General features: G+C 49.1%; 18 protein-coding genes, 2 tRNA genes and 1 other annotated feature. Of the genes, 13 read left to right on the top strand and 7 right to left on the bottom strand.

What is annotated here, in order from left to right:
• Positions 1-390: 390 nt before the first annotated feature.
• Positions 391-954, bottom strand: coding sequence for a phosphatidylglycerophosphatase A family protein (locus ACOZB4_RS26990; protein WP_076323093.1), 564 nt, complete (start codon positions 952-954; stop codon positions 391-393).
• 166 nt (positions 955-1,120) lie between these two features.
• Here ACOZB4_RS26990 and ACOZB4_RS26985 point away from each other — a divergent pair, with 166 nt between their 5' ends.
• The 3 genes from ACOZB4_RS26985 to ACOZB4_RS26975 all read left to right on the top strand — a co-directional run bounded on the left by ACOZB4_RS26985 (position 1,121) and on the right by ACOZB4_RS26975 (position 3,684).
• Positions 1,121-2,179, top strand: a complete 1,059-nt coding sequence (locus ACOZB4_RS26985) for a GerMN domain-containing protein (protein WP_339271536.1) — start codon at positions 1,121-1,123, stop codon at positions 2,177-2,179.
• Between the two features lie 112 nt (positions 2,180-2,291).
• Entirely contained in the window at positions 2,292-3,050 is a 759-nt protein-coding gene (rph, locus tag ACOZB4_RS26980; RefSeq protein WP_076323095.1) for a ribonuclease PH, read from the top strand.
• A gap of 4 nt (positions 3,051-3,054) precedes the next feature.
• Entirely contained in the window at positions 3,055-3,684 is a 630-nt protein-coding gene (locus tag ACOZB4_RS26975) for an XTP/dITP diphosphatase (protein WP_379411219.1), read from the top strand.
• Between the two features lie 79 nt (positions 3,685-3,763).
• Here ACOZB4_RS26975 and asnB read toward each other — a convergent pair whose 3' ends face one another.
• Positions 3,764-5,608, bottom strand: a complete 1,845-nt coding sequence (gene asnB / locus ACOZB4_RS26970; protein WP_379411213.1) for an asparagine synthase (glutamine-hydrolyzing) — start codon at positions 5,606-5,608, stop codon at positions 3,764-3,766.
• Between the two features lie 163 nt (positions 5,609-5,771).
• Here asnB and ACOZB4_RS26965 point away from each other — a divergent pair, with 163 nt between their 5' ends.
• Genes ACOZB4_RS26965 through ACOZB4_RS26955 form a run of 3 tightly spaced genes read left to right on the top strand, consistent with a single transcriptional unit; the run spans position 5,772 to position 6,703 of the window.
• Positions 5,772-6,086, top strand: coding sequence for a hypothetical protein (locus tag ACOZB4_RS26965; RefSeq protein WP_379411209.1), 315 nt, complete (start codon positions 5,772-5,774; stop codon positions 6,084-6,086).
• Between the two features lie 52 nt (positions 6,087-6,138).
• A complete protein-coding gene (locus ACOZB4_RS26960) occupies positions 6,139-6,504 on the top strand; it encodes a hypothetical protein (protein WP_076323099.1) in 366 nt (121 codons plus the stop codon).
• Positions 6,505-6,508: 4 nt separating this feature from the next.
• The gene (locus ACOZB4_RS26955; RefSeq protein ID WP_379411206.1) at positions 6,509-6,703 is read left to right on the top strand and encodes a hypothetical protein; all 195 of its coding nucleotides are present in this window, start codon (positions 6,509-6,511) and stop codon (positions 6,701-6,703) included.
• Between the two features lie 27 nt (positions 6,704-6,730).
• Here ACOZB4_RS26955 and ACOZB4_RS26950 read toward each other — a convergent pair whose 3' ends face one another.
• Positions 6,731-7,027, bottom strand: coding sequence for a DUF4870 domain-containing protein (locus ACOZB4_RS26950; RefSeq protein ID WP_076323100.1), 297 nt, complete (start codon positions 7,025-7,027; stop codon positions 6,731-6,733).
• A 159-nt stretch (positions 7,028-7,186) separates the two neighbouring features.
• Between ACOZB4_RS26950 and ACOZB4_RS26945 the strand changes: the two genes are divergently transcribed.
• Positions 7,187-7,260 (top strand) — tRNA-Arg (locus tag ACOZB4_RS26945).
• Positions 7,261-7,571: 311 nt separating this feature from the next.
• Positions 7,572-8,012 (top strand): hypothetical protein, encoded by a 441-nt coding sequence (locus tag ACOZB4_RS26940; protein ID WP_379411203.1) that lies wholly within the window; start codon positions 7,572-7,574, stop codon positions 8,010-8,012.
• An 86-nt stretch (positions 8,013-8,098) separates the two neighbouring features.
• Here ACOZB4_RS26940 and ACOZB4_RS26935 read toward each other — a convergent pair whose 3' ends face one another.
• From ACOZB4_RS26935 to ACOZB4_RS26925, 3 genes are all read right to left on the bottom strand, one after another.
• The gene (locus tag ACOZB4_RS26935; protein ID WP_379411201.1) at positions 8,099-9,961 is read right to left on the bottom strand and encodes an arginine--tRNA ligase; all 1,863 of its coding nucleotides are present in this window, start codon (positions 9,959-9,961) and stop codon (positions 8,099-8,101) included.
• A gap of 58 nt (positions 9,962-10,019) precedes the next feature.
• Positions 10,020-10,243 (bottom strand) — a binding site (T-box leader).
• Positions 10,244-10,301: 58 nt separating this feature from the next.
• Positions 10,302-11,066: a class I SAM-dependent methyltransferase gene (locus tag ACOZB4_RS26930; RefSeq protein ID WP_379411199.1), complete on the bottom strand. Its 765-nt coding sequence runs from the start codon at positions 11,064-11,066 to the stop codon at positions 10,302-10,304.
• Between the two features lie 143 nt (positions 11,067-11,209).
• Positions 11,210-11,638, bottom strand: coding sequence for an EamA family transporter (locus ACOZB4_RS26925; protein ID WP_379411196.1), 429 nt, complete (start codon positions 11,636-11,638; stop codon positions 11,210-11,212).
• Between the two features lie 135 nt (positions 11,639-11,773).
• On the opposite strand from ACOZB4_RS26925, the gene ACOZB4_RS26920 reads away from it, so the two are divergent.
• A complete protein-coding gene (locus ACOZB4_RS26920; RefSeq protein WP_379411193.1) occupies positions 11,774-12,217 on the top strand; it encodes an acetyltransferase in 444 nt (147 codons plus the stop codon).
• A gap of 464 nt (positions 12,218-12,681) precedes the next feature.
• Here ACOZB4_RS26920 and ACOZB4_RS26915 read toward each other — a convergent pair.
• A tRNA-Arg gene (locus ACOZB4_RS26915) sits at positions 12,682-12,755 on the bottom strand.
• 360 nt (positions 12,756-13,115) lie between these two features.
• Here ACOZB4_RS26915 and ACOZB4_RS26910 point away from each other — a divergent pair.
• From ACOZB4_RS26910 to clpX, 4 genes are all read left to right on the top strand, one after another.
• On the top strand, positions 13,116-13,958 hold the full coding sequence (locus ACOZB4_RS26910) for a hypothetical protein (protein ID WP_339292658.1): 843 nt from the start codon (positions 13,116-13,118) through the stop codon (positions 13,956-13,958).
• A 145-nt stretch (positions 13,959-14,103) separates the two neighbouring features.
• The gene (tig, locus tag ACOZB4_RS26905; protein WP_379411190.1) at positions 14,104-15,426 is read left to right on the top strand and encodes a trigger factor; all 1,323 of its coding nucleotides are present in this window, start codon (positions 14,104-14,106) and stop codon (positions 15,424-15,426) included.
• 275 nt (positions 15,427-15,701) lie between these two features.
• On the top strand, positions 15,702-16,292 hold the full coding sequence (gene clpP / locus ACOZB4_RS26900) for an ATP-dependent Clp endopeptidase proteolytic subunit ClpP (RefSeq protein ID WP_006208779.1): 591 nt from the start codon (positions 15,702-15,704) through the stop codon (positions 16,290-16,292).
• A 14-nt stretch (positions 16,293-16,306) separates the two neighbouring features.
• Positions 16,307-17,572: an ATP-dependent protease ATP-binding subunit ClpX gene (gene clpX, locus ACOZB4_RS26895; protein WP_076323107.1), complete on the top strand. Its 1,266-nt coding sequence runs from the start codon at positions 16,307-16,309 to the stop codon at positions 17,570-17,572.
• Positions 17,573-17,616 lie beyond the last annotated feature (44 nt).

Genomic DNA, 17,616 nt, shown 5'->3' with positions numbered 1-17,616 from the left:
CTATCTCTATTACAAAATCTAAAAAAAGAACCCCGCCATAGGTTTGGCGGGGTTTCCATAGGTGCTCTATTGGAATGTTCTTCATCATAGCATATGATGAATGCTTGGAAAATGACTAGATAGATTTACCGATTTACGTGATTGGACAGCCCGTTTTTTCATAGGTGAGAAGAGCCTTCTTCTTGGTTAGCGGAGGCCTGCTTATTATAGAAGAAACTCATCGTTCCGGCCCGAAATGCTAAAATGCTTTCTACTGCAATCGTCTATCATTCTTTGAAATCACCCAGTTCACGATTGGAATAGGATAGGTTCGGTGAGTTCCTTCCTTCTGATAGGCAGGGAAAAAGGAGATTCGCATTCTGTGAGAATCTCCTTTTTTGGGAGAGTGGTTTATTCTTTTGGAAGCTCTTCGGTCGTTCCGAACAGCTCGATCTCCCGCTCCGCTTGCTTGCGATGGGCGATCCGGCTGCTGGCGGCCGCGGCAACCGCGCCGACGATATCGTCGAGGAAGGTATGTACACGGCCGCTTGATTTATCATTCAATTGCTCGAGAATGCCGGGCTTGAGCTTGTCAATATACCCGTAGTTCGTGAAGCCGATGCTTCCATATACGTTAACGATGGAAAATGCCAGGATTTCATCCACGCCGTATAACCCTTCGTCATTGGCCAGCATTTCTTGAAGCGGGGATATGAGATTGCCTTCCTCCGCCAAAATATCTAATTGAATTCCGGTTAACACCGCGTTTTGGACTTCGCGTTTGCTAAGTACGGCATCCACATTCTCCATGCATTCTTCCATAGTCAAATTCGGGTAGTATTTTTTCTGAAGGATCATCACTAGTTCAGCGATTTCCTCCAACTTGATTCCACGCTTATGCAGCAGGCTCCGTGTCGCTTCCGCTACCTTCTTGCTGTTCAGACTGTATGGAATGTTTGAATCGTTTTCTGCCATGATGGAACTCACCTCATTTTCGTGGTTGATGAAGATGCTTACGACGATTGTACTTTTTCCACCCTCCTTTGTCCAGAAAGGACAAAACTGCGAGTTATTTTTTTGGAAAGGGCTCGTATACATAGGAGTACAACCTGTACAAAAAAATGTTAGGGAGGAACAATACATGAAACGTAGTAATCGTAATCTTCGCAGGCTTTCCGCCGCCGGGCTGCTTGCTGTTCCGATCGTGTTGTCCGGCTGCGGCGTGTTTTCCGGGAAGCAATCGGAGGCGATTGACCCGCCGCCTGCGCAAGTGGAGAAGCAGATGCTGAACACGACCGGATCCACAGCGGCACAAGGAGACATTGGCACGCAGACAACGGTTTATCTTTCGGATGCGCGGGGAATGCTGGCACCTGTAACCTTGGGTATTCCGAAGGTAGAAGGTGCAAGCGCAGTGAAAGAATCTCTTGAAGTGCTTGTGAACGGAGGCCGCTATGCTGGCTATGTTCCACAGGGCTTCCAGGCGGTATTGCCTGCCGGTACGCAGATCCATAATGTGACGGTTGATCCGGAGAGTAAATTGGCCGTTGTTGAATTCAATAAATCGTTTACGGAGTATCAAGCGGCAGATGAACGAAGAATCTTGGAGGCGTTGACGTGGACGCTGACGGGACACGAAGGCATCGAGTCGATGCAGGTATGGGTGGACGGAGTCAAACTGACGGAAATGCCAGTCAACCACACGCCGCTGGACCGTCCGCTTTCACGTGCGATGGGTATCAACCTTCAAAAGGCGGATGACGCATTGTATACTTCCTCTTCGCCGGTTACCGTTTATTTCTCTTCCGTGACGCCTGACGGCATTCAGTATTATGTACCTGTTACAAGACTTGTTCCAACCGGACAGGATGCGGTTAAGGCTGCCTTGAATGAACTGATCCGGGGACCGCATTATGGTGATGGGCTTGTCGAGGTCATCCCGGACGATACCACCGTTGCATCGGTGGAAAAAGGTGAGGACGGCGCTGTTACCGTATCGCTTCAGGACAGCATGTTTGAGCAGGGAGAGCAGGTTCCAACCGAATTGCTGCAGGCCGTCGTGCTAACCGTAGCCGAGAATTCGGATGATGCGAAGGTGAAAATTCGGATGAATGATCTCTCTGAGGTGGTTGGAACGGATAGCCGCAATTATAGCGAGCCTGTCGGCCGTCCGGAGTTCATTAACGAAATTTCGATTTGACGCTTCACCGTTATCTTTGAAATATGCGCCGGAAAAGGTGCTTTTGTGCCTGCACTTTGGTAGAATAGGGAATGCTAATCAGGATTGCGATAAGAAGTAGGAGGCAGAAAACATGAGATCTAACGGACGTAAGAGCGATGAGCTTCGACCGATGAATTTATCGACCCATGTGAATAAATATGCGGAAGGCTCCGTGTACATCGAGATGGGAGACACCAAGGTGCTGATTACGGCGACCGTGGATGAGAAGGTTCCCCCGTTTCTGAAAGGACAAGGAAAGGGCTGGGTGACGGCTGAATACTCAATGCTGCCGCGCGCAACACAATCCCGGAACCAACGGGAAGCCAATCGCGGTAAACTCAGTGGCCGGACGATGGAAATTCAGCGGCTGATCGGCAGAGCGCTTAGGTCTGTTGTGAATCTGCATGCTCTTGGCGAGCGGACAATTACGCTGGACTGCGATGTAATCCAGGCGGATGGCGGAACGCGGACCACCTCCATTACAGGAGCATTTGTAGCTTTAGCCATAGCGGTAAATAAAATTGCAGAACAACATAAACTAGCGGTATTTCCGATAACGGACTACCTGGCCTCCATTAGCGTGGGCATTGCTGGCGGACAGGCGCTGCTGGATCTGAACTATGAAGAGGATTCCAAAGCGAAGGTAGATATGAATCTGGTCATGACCGGAAGCGGCAAATTCGTTGAGGTTCAGGGGACTGGCGAAGAGAGCCCGTTTTCTCGTGAGGAGCTGGATCAGATCCTGGAGCTTGGGGAACAGGGAATCCGCGAGCTCATCGAGCGTCAGCAGGAGGCACTTGGCCCCATCGCAGCTAAAATCGGTTCCGTGAATGCGGGTACTGGAGTATAGTCCCATGACATTAACACTTGGAGACACGCTAATTGTAGCTACCCGCAATCAGGGGAAAGTCAAGGAATTTGCGCATGCTTTTGCTGCTTTCGGTACGGAGGTCAAGAGCATGTACGATTACCCTGATCTGCCGGATGTCGTTGAGGATGGAGCAACGTTCGCAGCCAATGCATTTAAAAAAGCCAAGGCGGTTGGCGACGCACTGGGATTGCCTGTCCTGGCTGATGATTCCGGATTATGCGTGGATGCGCTGAACGGCGCGCCAGGCGTTTATTCCGCGAGGTATGCCGGCGAACACGGCGCGGACGAGGACAATAACGAGAAGCTGCTCGGGGAATTGGAACGATTAAGGCTCGGTGAGGATACGGAGCAGCCCTTGCTAAGTCCGGCCCGATTTGTCTGTGTGCTGGTGCTGTATGATCCGGTCTCGGGAGAAAAGCTCGAGGCTGAGGGGAGCGTTGAAGGCTGGATCACGTCGGATCCGTCCGGAAAGGGCGGATTTGGATATGACCCGCTGTTCTACCTGCCAAGCCATGAGAAGACGATGGCCGAGCTTTCCCTGGAAGAGAAACAGGAGATCAGCCATCGGGGAAAAGCACTGCGCAAGCTTGTAGCGGACCTGCAGGCGCGATAACCGAATAAGGTGCTATAAAAAGAAACCATACCGGCCTGCTGCTGGTATGGTTTCTTTGATTTTTTAGAACAATAAGGACTTAACGTATGGATACGTTATACTCTTTGAGCCAGTAATGCACCTGGGCCAGGTAGGCGAACAGCTGCGGACCGGACATCAATTGACCGAACCAAGGGAGATTGGAGGACGCATCCGGCGAAGAAGCCAGCTCCCGGATTCGTGCCGTATCGACGAGCGGAAGCAGCGGCGAAGAAGGATCGTCCAGAATGGACAGCACCTGCGCTTTGACGGCTGCCAGATAGTTCGGATTGTGAGTTTTGGGATATGGGCTTTTTTTGCGGTACAGGACATCTTCCGGAAGCACACCTTCAAGGGCTTTGCGCAGAATGCCTTTTTCACGATCGCCTGTCGTTTTGATGCTCCAAGGAATGTTCCACACATAGTCGATCAGTCGATGATCTGTGTAAGGTACGCGGACCTCCAGTCCAACGCCCATACTCATCCGGTCTTTACGATCGAGGAGCGTTGGCATGAAACGGGTGATATTGAGATAGGACATGACCCGCATTTTGGCCTGCTGCCCGGTCTCCCCGGCCAGCTTCGGCACTTCGGCTACGGCATCGGTATAGCGGTCTCCAAGGTAATCCAGCGGCTTGATCCAGTCCCGGATCTCGGCAGACAACAGCCCCGCTCTCATATCTGGGGCAACAGACCATGGGAAAGTACCGGAATTCAGCATTTCTTCCCGGTGAAACCAAGGGTAACCGCCGAATATTTCATCAGCGGCTTCACCGGATATGGCGACGGTTGCGTCTTTTTTAATCTCACGGCAGAAGAGGAGCAAGGAGGCGTCAACGTCAGCCATTCCCGGGAGGTCCCGCTTCTGCGTAGTGACATCTAGCGCTTCGACCAGTTCGGGGGTGTCGAATTCGATCCAATGGTGGTTTGTGCTGAGCTCCTCGTGCATCCGTTTAATCCATGGCGCATCCGCACCCGGCTGGAAGGAATGGGATTTAAAATGTTTGTTGTTGTCCACATAATCGACGGAGTAGGTGTGCACTTGTCCTTGGCCCGTCCGCTTGTAGTAATCGACAGCCAGCGAGGAAAGCGCGCTGGAATCGAGCCCGCCGGATAACAGCGAGCAGACCGGTACATCGGATACCAGCTGACGTTCAACGGTGTCGCGCAGCAGATCGCGCAAGAAGCTTGCCGTCTGATTGACATCATCTTCATGGGGCTTGCTTTCCAGTTTCCAGTAAGTATATTTGCGCAATCCTTCCCGGTTAAAGATCATGGCCATACCAGGACGAAGCTCTGCAATATCCTTGTAGACACCGTGTCCCGGGGTTCGGGCCGGACCGATAATAAATACTTCAGCAAGCCCCTCTGCCCCGACCACAGGCTCCACTTTCGGATGTTGAAGCAATGCTTTTGGTTCCGATCCGAATACGAGCGTTCCGTCAATGTAACTGTAGAACAGGGGTTTTACTCCAACTCGGTCCCGTGCCAGAAATACCTGTTCCCGTACGCTGTCCCAAATGGCGAATGCAAATATTCCATTGAGGCGTTCCAAACAATCGGGGCCCCATTCGATATAGGATACTAACAAAACTTCCGTGTCGCATTTGGTATTGAAACGATGACCACGTTGTACCAATTCGTCTTTAAGCTCCGCAGCGTTATATAATTCCCCGTTATATATAATGGCATAGACTTCCTCTTCCTGATGAATGATCATCGGCTGAGCGCCATTTTCGGGGTCGATCACGCTGAGTCTTCGGTGACCGAATGCGCACGGGTTGGAAATCCAAGTGCCGGATCCGTCAGGTCCGCGGTGAGCCAAACTTTCTGTCATTTTTACCAGCAGCTGCGAATCCTGCGTCAAATCGCCGCTCCATTGTATAAAACCGGTTATTCCGCACATGACGGTTCATCCTCTCTTTATCTTTGTCATACGCTGTCCCATCTTTTTAATCCTACGTCGCCAAAGTGATACAGATATATGCCGAAGGAAGGCATAAAATGTCTGTCCTTTTACGAAAACTAAGAAAGAGGACGAATATTCAAAGAGAAGGAGAGATGCGTCCATGAATAAGTCGACCTATTACGTTTCCGTACAGAGCCGCTCTGTGTTGACTGAACAGGGAGCGAGCCCTTATGAATGGGAGATTGAAGCAACGCAGGAAGAGGCGGATCAAGTTCGGATTGAGCTGGACATGATGCAGGAGAAGGACGAAGAAGCGATGGGATACATGTTTCCTTGGGCGGATACGCCGCAACAAAGCACCAATGCCCTGTTTCAATCCTCCCTGGACAAGGTGTATCGAACCATTTATCAATTGGGTACACCGGCCACACGCCAGCAAATGGAAGAGCTGCGATTGCTCTCGGATTTGACATGACAATAATAAGGATTGTGCAGTCCCTGCACATCTTGATGAAGGAGAATGTATGATGTATGCAATCAGAGATGCAAAAATCCGCCGCATTACGGAAGTAAACGGTGCCCCTTGCGCTGAGGTTGAGGTCTATCCAGCAGTGGAAGGAGAAAGTGCATTGCTGGCTTATCTGACGCCATCTTCCCCGCTGGGAGGCTATGAGCTGGTGAAAATCGTCCGCAGCAACGCCAGCACGGATGTGGATTGGTTCGACAACAGCATGCATGATGCATTTGTTGATGCCACGGACGAAGCGTTCGAGAACGACGTTCAATCCACCGCGGAGGAAGACCGGGATGCCTTCAAGCAGCAGCTGCTTTCTACAGGCCAGCTATATGAGCAGTTGAATCATAGGCTCAGTGAAGGACCCCAATATTTCTAGAGCCTTGAAGAATGAAGAGATCTGTCCGGCACTATGGGCAGATCTCTTTTTGTATGGATTCGGCACCGCGGATGGTGAAAGGCACCACAATGGTGCCGCTGCCGTTTTTGTGGCATCCACGCTGGGCTATGAAGTGAAGACGGCAATGAGAAAATGGACTGATTACAACAAAATAACACAAGAAAGACCATACGGTTAACCGCATGGTCCTTTTAGGATAAGATGCTCAATAAGCATGCTCCCTCAGCACTTGAATGCCCATGATCACGTTATAAACAAAAGCCCCGAAGTAGAGGATGCCGAAGAGGATAAGGTATCCAATGATGGAACCGAAGGACCCTGAGGTAACGGCCATGTAAATCAGCGGTATCGCTGCTATGACGGGAAATACGTGCGAGAACAGGGCGCGACGGGCGTGCTTGGCAACATAGGCGTCCGGGGAGAAAATCCATACGAGGAGAGGAAGGAGGAAGGGGGCAAAGAAGATGCTGAAATACGATAAAGAGGATAAAAGCTGTCTCATGATATCACGCTCCTGAAGTCATTTTCATGATATACATATTACCCAGTAAGCCCGCTCCTGATTCGGTTCTGAACCATTCCGAAAAAAAGTTCTTTGAAAAATACAAAAGATGCGATATAATATACTTCGTTACTGTTTAAAAGATTTTCATACATATATGTCCCAGTAGCTCAGCTGGATAGAGCAACGGCCTTCTAAGCCGTCGGTCAGGGGTTCGAATCCCTTCTGGGACGTAAAAAGGCACCGCCTCTAAAGGGCGGTGTTTTTGCGTCCATGAGGATGAGAACCCTTGGTAGGGGTTCGTCGGAGGCTAAGCTTCGGGAGGGCATTTCGCAGTCGGCCTGATTCGCGCTTGGAAACAGGCGAGCCGCAGAAGGAAGCCGTTCAGTTTATAAGAAGCTGGGGTATGCCCAGATTGAACCAATTGGTGAATACATCGGGAGCGAATATAGCGTATGTTTTGAGAAGTGTCTGACATCCTAGCGGTTTCGCCTTATAATAGAAGAAAAAGTATTTTACGAACCATATCGAGGAGGCATCGAGCATGCAGCTTACTAAAATATCACAAAATACCGCCATTTTATTGGAGCATGCCAGAAAATCGGGGCTGACTTCCTCCCAACTGCTGGAGGCTGTGCGCTCTGGCGAGGTAGAAAGATTCCAAGTCGCGAACAATGGTCATTTTCACTACGAGGAACTGTTCTCTTATGCCGGAGAGCATGGGGAAGATTTGGAGAAGGCCGTTAGCGAGGGATACAAAATTACGTTTAACACCCGCAACGGGTTGAAAATCTGGCTGGAGGAAGCCTTTTGCATCAGCTCGGAATCCGATTTTAGTGTAGGTGAAGGCATTATTGAAGGGCTGAAGTTCCAGGAGGAGCAGGTCGCACGCTTGAAGGAAGCGCTGGCTGTCAACTGGACCCTGCAGGAAGAGCCAGCTGCAGATGGTATCCAGGTCAGACTGACCGTCAGAGGATTGCAATAATATCTAAGATAGCCACCGTACTTGTTCAACAAGACGGTGGCTTTTTTTAAATACAGCATGATTCGTTAATTTCTTCAGAGGGAGATTTACATCCGGCTTGGCGTGGGCAGTCCCAGCACCTCCAGCGCTTCGCCAAGGGTGTTCTTGAATAAGGAAGTGAGCCATACACGGAATTGGAGCACTTCATCCGCCGATTTTAGAATAGGGCATGCCGAATAAAAATTGTTGAACAAAGAGCACAGCTCATAAGTAAAGTTGCAGATGGCGCTTGGGGATAGATCCCGCCCGGCGACGTATAGGGTATCATGCCAGGTACTGATATGGCGAAGCAGAGCATGCTCCGCTTTTTCCATAGCAGGGAACCGAGCAGGCACAGACGGCGCAACACCGGCTTCTTGAGCTTTATTGAGCACGCTGAGTGCACGCGCGTAGGAATAGAGCAGGTATACCCCCGTATTTCCTGATATTTCAGTGGCCTGCTTCAGATCGAACACCACCTCGGTTTGCAGTGCAAAGCGAAGCAGGTAGTAACGGATGGAGGCGGCTGCGATCGTATGACTGGACAAACCGTTTTTATCGGAACGGGTATCTTCGATGACCTTGGCTACTTGGTGGATAAGCTCGGTGATTTTAATTCCGATTCCCTGACGTCCGGACATCGCATAGGACGCTTTCCCGTCGGTAGTATCGATTCCGAGGTCCGCAGCCGCAGAAGGGCTTAACGAAACAACGCCGTAGCTGACATGACGGAGCTTGTCGGCCTCTTTATGGAATCCCAAGCTTTCCAGTGCCTGCTTCACCATCGCCTGCGGGTACTGCTGTCTGTAATCGATGACGTTGATGACCATGTCTGCTTTGCCGAAAGAGAGCTGCTCGCCATGGGTACTCGTCGTCCACACCTCATCCGTGAATTTTTTGTATACAAAATCATTGGAGAGCACACCGTACTTCCACAAGTGGTAGGCGATGTCTTTGGCCGTGTAAGTCAGAATGCCATTGGAGCGGACGAGCACTTTATCCATACTGTGGTCTGACTCCGGATCGTCCACGGCTTCCGTTCCTGTTTGCTTGAGCACCCAGCAGCCTGCAAGTTTACCCTCGGTTTCCTGATGGAAGAGCGGCGTATTCTTCAACAGCTCGAAAGCGGACGACCAAAATCCCTCTCTGACAATGCTGCTCTCCCACACAAGCAGATCATAGTCAATGCCGAACTGCTTCATTTCTTCAAGATGCTCTTTGACGATTCTCTCGGCAACGAGCAGTCCGATCCAGGATAAATTCTGGTTGCCCTCTTCCAGTGCGTGCAGAACCTCAGTCCGATGCTGAACCAGCCCAGGCTCCCTTTCATAGGCTTTATTGGTACTTGAGTACACGTCCCAGCAGTAATCGCCGAACCGGGCATGTTCCTTCGATAGCGGCGTGTGGAGCATCCCAACCACCGTATCTGCCAGTTGATTGCCAAGGTCGTCGATATAATTATGAACCTCTACCTCGTAACCAAGCTTCCTCATCAACCTGACCAGCGTATCTCCGATACAGGAGTTTCTTAGATGGCCGATATGGGCGGATTTGTTCGGATTAATGGAAGTGTGCTCAATGACAATCTTCTCGTTAGCTGCCGGAGGCAGTTCAAAGTGGTGCCCGGCCCAATATTCCCAATCGATACGCAGATTCATAAAGCCTGGGGCTACAATCTCCGTGGAATAGACCAGCTGTTTGTACGACGCGTCCTGCTCAAGCTCGGCTTGAATCAGCTCGGCAATGTGCATCGGAGCCTTACGAAGCAGCTTCGCAAGCTGCATCGCAATATTGGTGGCATAATCCCCATGCTCCATGCTGGCAGGCTGCTCAATCCGGATTGGAGTGGAATCCGGCAGTTTGGAGCCCAGGGCTTCACACACCTGGTTTACAGCTTGTTGAAGGCTTGAAGTAATCAAATGACTTAACAAATTAAATCCCCCTTTTTGAAAAAAACACGTCAGAAAAATCAAAAAAGCCCTCATCTCCTAAAGAGACGAGGACTTGTGCTCGCGGTACCACTCTTGTTGTTAAACCGAAGGGTTTAACCACCTTTTTTACGATAACGGTGTAAGCCGGGGCTTCCTACAGTATTTCACTTCGGAAGACCATCTCCTGGGTCCGCTTCACGGCCGACTTTGTACCGGTTTCCACCCTCCCGGCTCGCTTGGACTAAAGTCAAGTGCAGTTACTCTCCCAATCAACGAAAATCACATGTTCAAGTTTTTCATATTATTAACCATTCTATTTAGAAAATCAACCCTAAAATGACTAAACCTTCTCTGCAAAGACACGCAGGCGCCTGTAATCTCCATAAAACGCATCCTCATGCCAGAGTGTCGCTTGGGCAGCTTGGCTGATGCGGGCAATGGCTTCGTCCTTCTCATCAGCCGAGAATCCAGTGAAGAAACGATCGCCAAAATGCAGCAGCCAATACTTCACGCCATCCTTGCCCTCAGACAGCTTCGTAGGACGGTCAAAGTGATGGGCGATATGCACGTGGAACCCTTGGGATTCAAGCAAGGTCGCATACTGGCCCAAGCTGGGAAAATACCACGGATTCCGGCTGTCGGCATCAATTCCATAATGATCGGCGAACACTGTTTTCAAGGCTTGGTAAATTCCGTCGATATTCCCCTTGCCACCAAACTCTGCGACGAATCGACCACCGGGCTTGAGTGCGCCATAGACGGAGCGTACCACACCAGCAGCATCCTTCATCCAGTGTAGGGCGGCATTCGAGAAGACGGCATCATACGGCGTTTCGGTTTCGAAGTTCTGTCCGTCTCCGGTCATAAACGTCAATTCAGGATATTTGCTTTTGGCGCGCTCCATCATCTCGGCCGAATCATCCATGCCGGTTACATGAGCACCCGAAGCGGAGATTTCATAAGCCAAATCACCGGTTCCGCAGCCGAGATCAAGAATCCGTTCTCCGGGTTGAGGCGCAAGAAGTTCTGCCACTCCTTTTCCATAAACCGAGACAAACGATAACTGCCGATCATAATCGTAAGCTTTCCATACTTGCTTTGACATAACAACACCCCTTCACCCATGAATTATCCTCATTGTGACATGGTTACCTTATAATTAGAAATATATAAATGTGATAATGTTGATAGGTTTTAGCAATAAACAAGCGAATAAAAAGCCGCTGAGCAGCGGTTTTATGTAGAACATTATTTAACGGCAACAAGAAGAGCGCCAATGGCAATGAGTGCAACGCCGGCTGCGTTAATCCAGGATATCTTTTCTCCAAGAAAGACAAAGGCCAGAATGACCGCGATGACAACGCTCAATTTATCGATAGGTCCGACCTGCGATACTTTGCCGTATTTGAGTGCGAGAAAATAAAACAGCCAGGACAATGCCCCCGCAATGCCGCTGAGCACAATGAAGCTTAATGCTTTCTTCTGAACCAGAATGTCACCAAGTTCCGAGAATTTGCCCTGAACCCCCACGACCCCCAACAGAAACAGTGCCATGATGACAGAGCGAATGGCCGTTGCTGAATTGGCATCGATGTTTTGCAGTCCTATTTTTCCGAAAATAGCGACTAGTGCCGCCGTGGCCGCCGACAGCAATGCGTATACAAGCCATAATGGCAATGCTGATCTCTCCTTCCTGACAAAGATAAAGTCTCTGATTAATGTACCGGATTCCTTTATAATAGTATAGAGCAATTTTACCGATATCATGAATTTCTATGAGATCTGAACAATTTGGAAGGGAGTGGATGAAAAATGACGTTTCCTATAGCACCTTACGCAGAAGAGTATCATGATCAGTTGGTGGAGCTGTGGCATCGTGCCGTATCCCAAACCCACGATTTCCTGACGGAGGAAGACATCCGGTTTTATTATGACATGATGCAAAACGGAGCTCTGAGAGCCGTGGAGATCTGGGTGTGCTTAAATACGGAACAGGAGCCGGTTGGATTTATAGGGCTGGATGGTTCCAAAATCGAAATGCTGTTCGTGGATCCCCTCCATCACGGACAAGGTGCGGGAACGAATCTGATCCGGCATGCCGAACAGCTGAAGGGGCGGAGGCTGCAAGTCGATGTGAATGAACAGAACCCCAAGGCCCATGCCTTTTACAAAAAATACGGATTCGTGCAAATCGGCCGCTCCGAGCTGGACGGCTCCGGGAAGCCATTCCCGCTTATTCACATGGAGCTGCAGTAAGGTCATGGATCAGCGCAGCTGAGCCCATCGATAATCGTAAGCATAACATCCTCAGCCAAAAACTCCGCGAGATCGTGTTGCGTTGCCTTAACGGACTCAGGAGCCGTTAATTGAGGAAAAAACACTCGTACAGGTATGGTAACGGACCTGAAGTCCGTTATTTATGACAAAAGAGGGTAATTTGCCTGTGAATTTGCTAAATAACGGCTGTGGTGTCCGCTAAATTCTAAATTAGGCCGCTTTTTCTGAAATAACGTACCTACGGTCCGATAGAGTTTGTTTTCTGTGCGCGATGTTGGGAAACTGCTATTGGAAGTCATATGCCACATTGCCTCTGAAGGGATGCGGCCTTGCAGTCCGACTGCGAAGTGGTCCTCCCGAAGCTTAGGCTCCGACGCCCCCTCATAGGGTTCTCATCCCCGTGGACGCAAAAACACCGCCCCTAAGAGGCGGTGCATTTTTTACGTCCCAGAAGGGATTCGAACCCCTGACCGACGGCTTAGAAGGCCGTTGCTCTATCCAGCTGAGCTACTGGGACATAGGAATTTTTCAAGCAAAAAATATATTATCACATACGCTGGAGAAATTCAATCATTATTTTAAGATGCAAAGTTTTTTGGTTCGCAAGATTATGAGAGCAGCATATCGGGTTATATTGATAAAATATACGCTGGACTATATAAAGATAGTCGTCCACCCGTTGCCGGATGTGGCCAAGTACGATGGATGTCAGCCCTTTTTTAAACTTGGCAGTACATATGCTATAATCAACGAATACGAAAAACAGGACTAGAAAGGAGGTGTCCTTATCAAGGACTCTTACTCCCAAGAACAAGAGGACAAGAACATCATCCTGTTTCCGAAGACGCTGGATTATTACCAGATTCAGCTTACGGTTATGCTCGAGAATGAACGTTACGGTGAAGCGATGGAGGTTCTGCGCTTTCTGCTGAAATGCGGAGGACAGAATGAACGGCATTATGAAGAGTGGAATTCGCTCCTCGACTGGCTTGAAGCCGCATTTCCGGAACAGGCTGTCCCCCGTTCGGTTGATTCCGAAGCAGAGCCCGAGGAGGATGATCCGGACGAAGCGGAAATGGCAAGGCAGATGGTTAGGGACAAAGTCGCTCAGGATGCCGGATATGCCGACAAGCTGCTGGCTTCGGTCATGAACGGGCCGCTGACAGAGCAGACCATTTTGGCGCTGGAACAGCTCGCTTATTTGGACCGTCCGGAGATCGACGCTATTTTGGTCGAGTGGCTGCATGATACGCCGCTTCATCCGCTGCTGCAATTTCGGGTGTTGCAAACGCTCCGGAGAAGAGGAATGGAAGGGAATGTGAGTCTTCATCGCGGGCAGGAAGCCGTCGAGATTGAGATCGATTCGGTTCCCTTGGACCCAGGAAGTTTCCCGGACGCCATTTCGAAAATTTTGGAGCGTGTGGCCGATCAGACTGAGATTCATGAACCGACACTATTTTATTTTGCACAGGAATTATGGTCTCAGTTCATCATGGCGATTTACGGCACCGAAGATTACCATTCCATGCTGGATGAAGAAGAATCCACGCTTGACATATGGGCGGCTGCTCTGCATGACATTGTGTCGGAGAGTCTGAAAGGGTTTCGCAATGAGGAGGAAATCCGCCCGCTCTACGGCATAACGGACACCATGCGGTTCCGCTATGAGGGAGCCTACCGATCTCTTAAACAATTTGTTGCTGCGGGCGTGGAAGATTAGCGAGAGTTGGAAAACGTTTACGGTATCGTAGCATAAGGGTTCGCCCTTGAAAAAGAATTTAATGTTGTTTATACTATAGTGGTTATTCGGTACGTGATACATTATTGCGTCGACCACGTGAATTATTTTGGAGGGGAAAGCATAAATGAAAGCAACTTGGGAAAAAATAGAGAAGAACCTTGGGGTTCTTGACGTTGAGGTTGATGCGGAGCGCGTTGCATCCGCCCTCGACAAAGCTTTTAATAAAGTAGCCAAAAAAGCAAATGTACCTGGATTCCGTAAAGGTAAAGTACCTCGCTCGATCTTCGAAGCTCGTTTTGGCGTTGAGAGCTTGTACCAGGATGCAATCGACATCCTTCTTCCAGAAGTATACAGCGAAGCTGTAGAACAAGCGGATATCTTCCCTGTGGATCGTCCAGAAGTGGACATCGAGCAATTCGCTAAAGGCGAAACTTTTAAGTTCAAAGCAAGAGTAACGGTAAAACCAGAAGTTAAACTTGGCGAATACAAAGGTGTTGAAGTTGCTGCAGTAGCTGCTGAGGTTTCTGACGAGGAACTGAGCGAAGAGCTTGAGCGTCTGCAACAACGTCATGCTGAGCTTACCGTAATCGACGAAGGTGCTTCCCAGTCTGGCGATATCGTTGTGATTGATTTTGACGGTTCCGTTGACGGCGTTCCTTTCGAAGGTGGACAAGCTGAGCGTTATTCCCTTGAGCTTGGAAGCAACACGTTCATTCCAGGTTTTGAAGATCAAGTCATCGGAATGGCTACTGGAGACTTCAAAGACGTGGAAGTGACATTCCCTGAAACCTACCATGCTGAAGATTTGGCTAACAAACAAGCTATCTTCAAAGTGAAAGTTCACGAAATCAAACGCAAGCAGCTTCCTGAGCTGGATGATGAATTCGCTAAAGACGTAAGTGAATTCGATACGCTTGATGAGTACAAGGAAGATCTGAAGAAACAACTGCTGACTCGCAAAGAGCAAGAAGCACAAGGCGTTCGTGAGAACGAAGCCGTTGAAAAAGCAGCAGCTAACGCTGATGTTGAAATTCCTGACGCTATGATTCAATCCGAAGTTCAAAACATGATGCGCGATTTCGACAACCGTCTTCGCCAGCAAGGCATGAACCTGGAAATGTTCCTTAGCTTCTCCGGCCAAACGAATGCCGATCTGGAAGGTCAAATGAAGGACGATGCTGCAAAACGCGTTCGCAACAACCTCGTGCTCGAGCAAATCGCGAAAGAAGAAAAACTCGAAGTATCTGAAGAGGAAATCAACAAAGAGCTGGAAAACATGGCTGACACATACAAACGTCCTGCTGATGAAATCCGCAGCATCTTGGGTGCTAACGGTTCCCTTGACAGCCTTCGTGAAGAACTGCTTCTTCGCAAAACTATCGACTTCTTGTTGGAAAACAGCGTAGAAGGCGCTCCTGTTGAGAAGAAAGAAGCAACTGAAGAATAATAAATAGGCGGCTGCGAAAAGCTGCCCTCACATTAGATAAGGCACGTACATTTCATGCGTGCCTTATTTTTAACTAAGAATAGCCAATTTAATACTAAATGTGACATGAATTGGTTATTAATTTCGACATACATAATGAGACAAGTTGGCAGGATATAATTCTTGGCAAGTTCATAGGATGTAAGCAGGGTTAAAAAATGACATCGTGCTGTGAACATGTTAGAATAACTTTTGTAACGTTGTAGTATATTTTTCAAGGAAAAGAGGTTGGTCGCATGAGTCTTGTACCTATGGTTGTGGAACAAACCAGTCGAGGCGAAAGATCTTACGATATCTACTCAAGATTACTGAAGGATCGCATAATATTCCTCAGCAGTGCGATCGATGACGATGTTGCCAATCTTGTCATCGCCCAGCTTCTGTTTCTAGCTGCGGAAGATCCGGAAAAAGACATCTCTTTGTACATCAATTCCCCTGGCGGTTCGGTTACAGCCGGGATGGGTATATATGATACGATGCAGTTGATCAAGCCTGATGTGTCCACGATTTGCGTTGGCATGGCTGCCAGCATGGGGTCACTGTTGCTTACTGCAGGAGCACCAGGCAAACGCTATGCTCTTGAGAACAGTGAAGTGATGATTCATCAGCCGCTCGGAGGCATTCAAGGTCAGGCATCCGATATCCAAATCCATGCAGATTGGATCATCAAGACCAGACATAAGCTGAATCAAATCTATGTGGAGCGCACGGGTCAGCCCCTTGAAAAAATCGAACGCGATACGGACCGCGACTTTTTCATGAGCGCGGAGGAAGCGAAGGCGTACGGGATTATTGATGATGTTCTGTCTTCACCGACCAAATCTTAAGGGGTGGTAATAGCATGTTTAAATTTAACGATGACAAAGGGCAGCTGAAGTGCTCCTTCTGCGGTAAATCGCAGGAGCAGGTCCGCAAGCTGGTTGCGGGGCCCGGTGTTTATATATGTGATGAGTGTATTGACTTGTGTTCAGAGATCGTTGAGGAAGAACTCGGCCATGAGGAAGAAGTGGATCTGAAGGATATTCCGAAACCTCGTGATATTCGTGACATTCTGGATCAATACGTAATCGGTCAGGATCAAGCGAAGAAGTCCCTTTCCGTTGCCGTTTACAATCACTATAAGCGCATCAATACCCAGAACAAAATTGAGGACGTTGAATTGCAAAAGAGTAATATTTTGCTGCTCGGACCTACAGGTTCCGGTAAAACATTGCTCGCGCAAACCATGGCCAAAATTCTCAACGTGCCGTTCGCTATTGCAGATGCAACTTCACTGACCGAAGCTGGTTATGTAGGTGAGGATGTTGAAAACATTCTGCTGAAGCTGATTCAAGCAGCGGATTATGATGTGGAAAAAGCGGAACGCGGCATTATCTATATTGATGAGATCGATAAAGTGGCTCGTAAATCGGAGAACCCGTCCATTACCCGTGACGTTTCCGGTGAAGGGGTTCAGCAGGCCCTGCTGAAAATTCTTGAAGGTACCGTTGCTTCCGTGCCGCCGCAAGGTGGACGCAAGCATCCGCATCAGGAATTCATCCAGATCGATACGACGAACATCCTGTTCATTTGCGGCGGTGCATTTGACGGATTGGAGCAGTACATTAAACGCCGGATCGGTAAAAAGGTCATCGGCTTTAATGCAGCCGGAGAAAACCAGAAGGATCTTAAGCCAGGTGAATACCTGACGATGGTTCTGCCGGAAGATCTGCTGAAATTCGGCTTGATTCCGGAGTTCGTTGGTCGTCTGCCAGTTGTGTCTACGCTCGAACCACTGGATGAGGCAACATTGGTACGGATTCTGTCCGAGCCGAAAAACGCGCTGACAAAACAGTACCAAAAGCTGCTTGAATTTGACAACGTAAACCTCAAATTTGAGCCAGGTGCGCTAGAAGCAATTGCCCGCGAAGCCATTAAGCGCAATACCGGCGCACGCGGACTGCGTTCCATCATTGAAAGCATCATGCTGGATGTGATGTACGAAGCGCCGTCAAGAGATGATATTAAGGATTGCGTCATTACGGAGCAAGTCGTTCGTGATAAAGTGATTCCTGAACTGCAAGCCAAAAGTAACGAAGACGATAAGAAACAAGAAGAAAGCGCCTAATGTGCTCTAGCGCATTAGACGTGGAATAAATCTACGCTGATTCT

The organism is Paenibacillus sp. NPDC058898 (assembly GCF_049316025.1).
Taxonomy (GTDB): domain Bacteria; phylum Bacillota; class Bacilli; order Paenibacillales; family Paenibacillaceae; genus Paenibacillus_AQ.
Note: the sequence above shows the minus strand (reverse complement) of the source record. Positions and strands in the feature narration are given on the sequence as shown.

Bases quoted from the DNA above. Each gene is read 5' to 3' on its own strand.
- ACOZB4_RS26910 (WP_339292658.1), top strand. From the start codon at position 13,116: ATGCTCGAGAATGAACGTTACGGTGAAGCGATGGAGGTTCTGCGCTTT.
- ACOZB4_RS26990 (WP_076323093.1), bottom strand. From the start codon at position 954: ATGGCAGAAAACGATTCAAACATTCCATACAGTCTGAACAGCAAGAAG.
- ACOZB4_RS26965 (WP_379411209.1), top strand. From the start codon at position 5,772: ATGAATAAGTCGACCTATTACGTTTCCGTACAGAGCCGCTCTGTGTTG.
- ACOZB4_RS26930 (WP_379411199.1), bottom strand. From the start codon at position 11,066: ATGTCAAAGCAAGTATGGAAAGCTTACGATTATGATCGGCAGTTATCG.
- ACOZB4_RS26985 (WP_339271536.1), top strand. From the start codon at position 1,121: ATGAAACGTAGTAATCGTAATCTTCGCAGGCTTTCCGCCGCCGGGCTG.
- ACOZB4_RS26960 (WP_076323099.1), top strand. From the start codon at position 6,139: ATGTATGCAATCAGAGATGCAAAAATCCGCCGCATTACGGAAGTAAAC.
- clpX (WP_076323107.1), top strand. From the start codon at position 16,307: ATGTTTAAATTTAACGATGACAAAGGGCAGCTGAAGTGCTCCTTCTGC.
- ACOZB4_RS26975 (WP_379411219.1), top strand. From the start codon at position 3,055: ATGACATTAACACTTGGAGACACGCTAATTGTAGCTACCCGCAATCAG.
- ACOZB4_RS26940 (WP_379411203.1), top strand. From the start codon at position 7,572: ATGCAGCTTACTAAAATATCACAAAATACCGCCATTTTATTGGAGCAT.
- rph (WP_076323095.1), top strand. From the start codon at position 2,292: ATGAGATCTAACGGACGTAAGAGCGATGAGCTTCGACCGATGAATTTA.
- ACOZB4_RS26920 (WP_379411193.1), top strand. From the start codon at position 11,774: ATGACGTTTCCTATAGCACCTTACGCAGAAGAGTATCATGATCAGTTG.
- tig (WP_379411190.1), top strand. From the start codon at position 14,104: ATGAAAGCAACTTGGGAAAAAATAGAGAAGAACCTTGGGGTTCTTGAC.
- asnB (WP_379411213.1), bottom strand. From the start codon at position 5,608: ATGTGCGGAATAACCGGTTTTATACAATGGAGCGGCGATTTGACGCAG.
- clpP (WP_006208779.1), top strand. From the start codon at position 15,702: ATGAGTCTTGTACCTATGGTTGTGGAACAAACCAGTCGAGGCGAAAGA.
- ACOZB4_RS26950 (WP_076323100.1), bottom strand. From the start codon at position 7,027: ATGAGACAGCTTTTATCCTCTTTATCGTATTTCAGCATCTTCTTTGCC.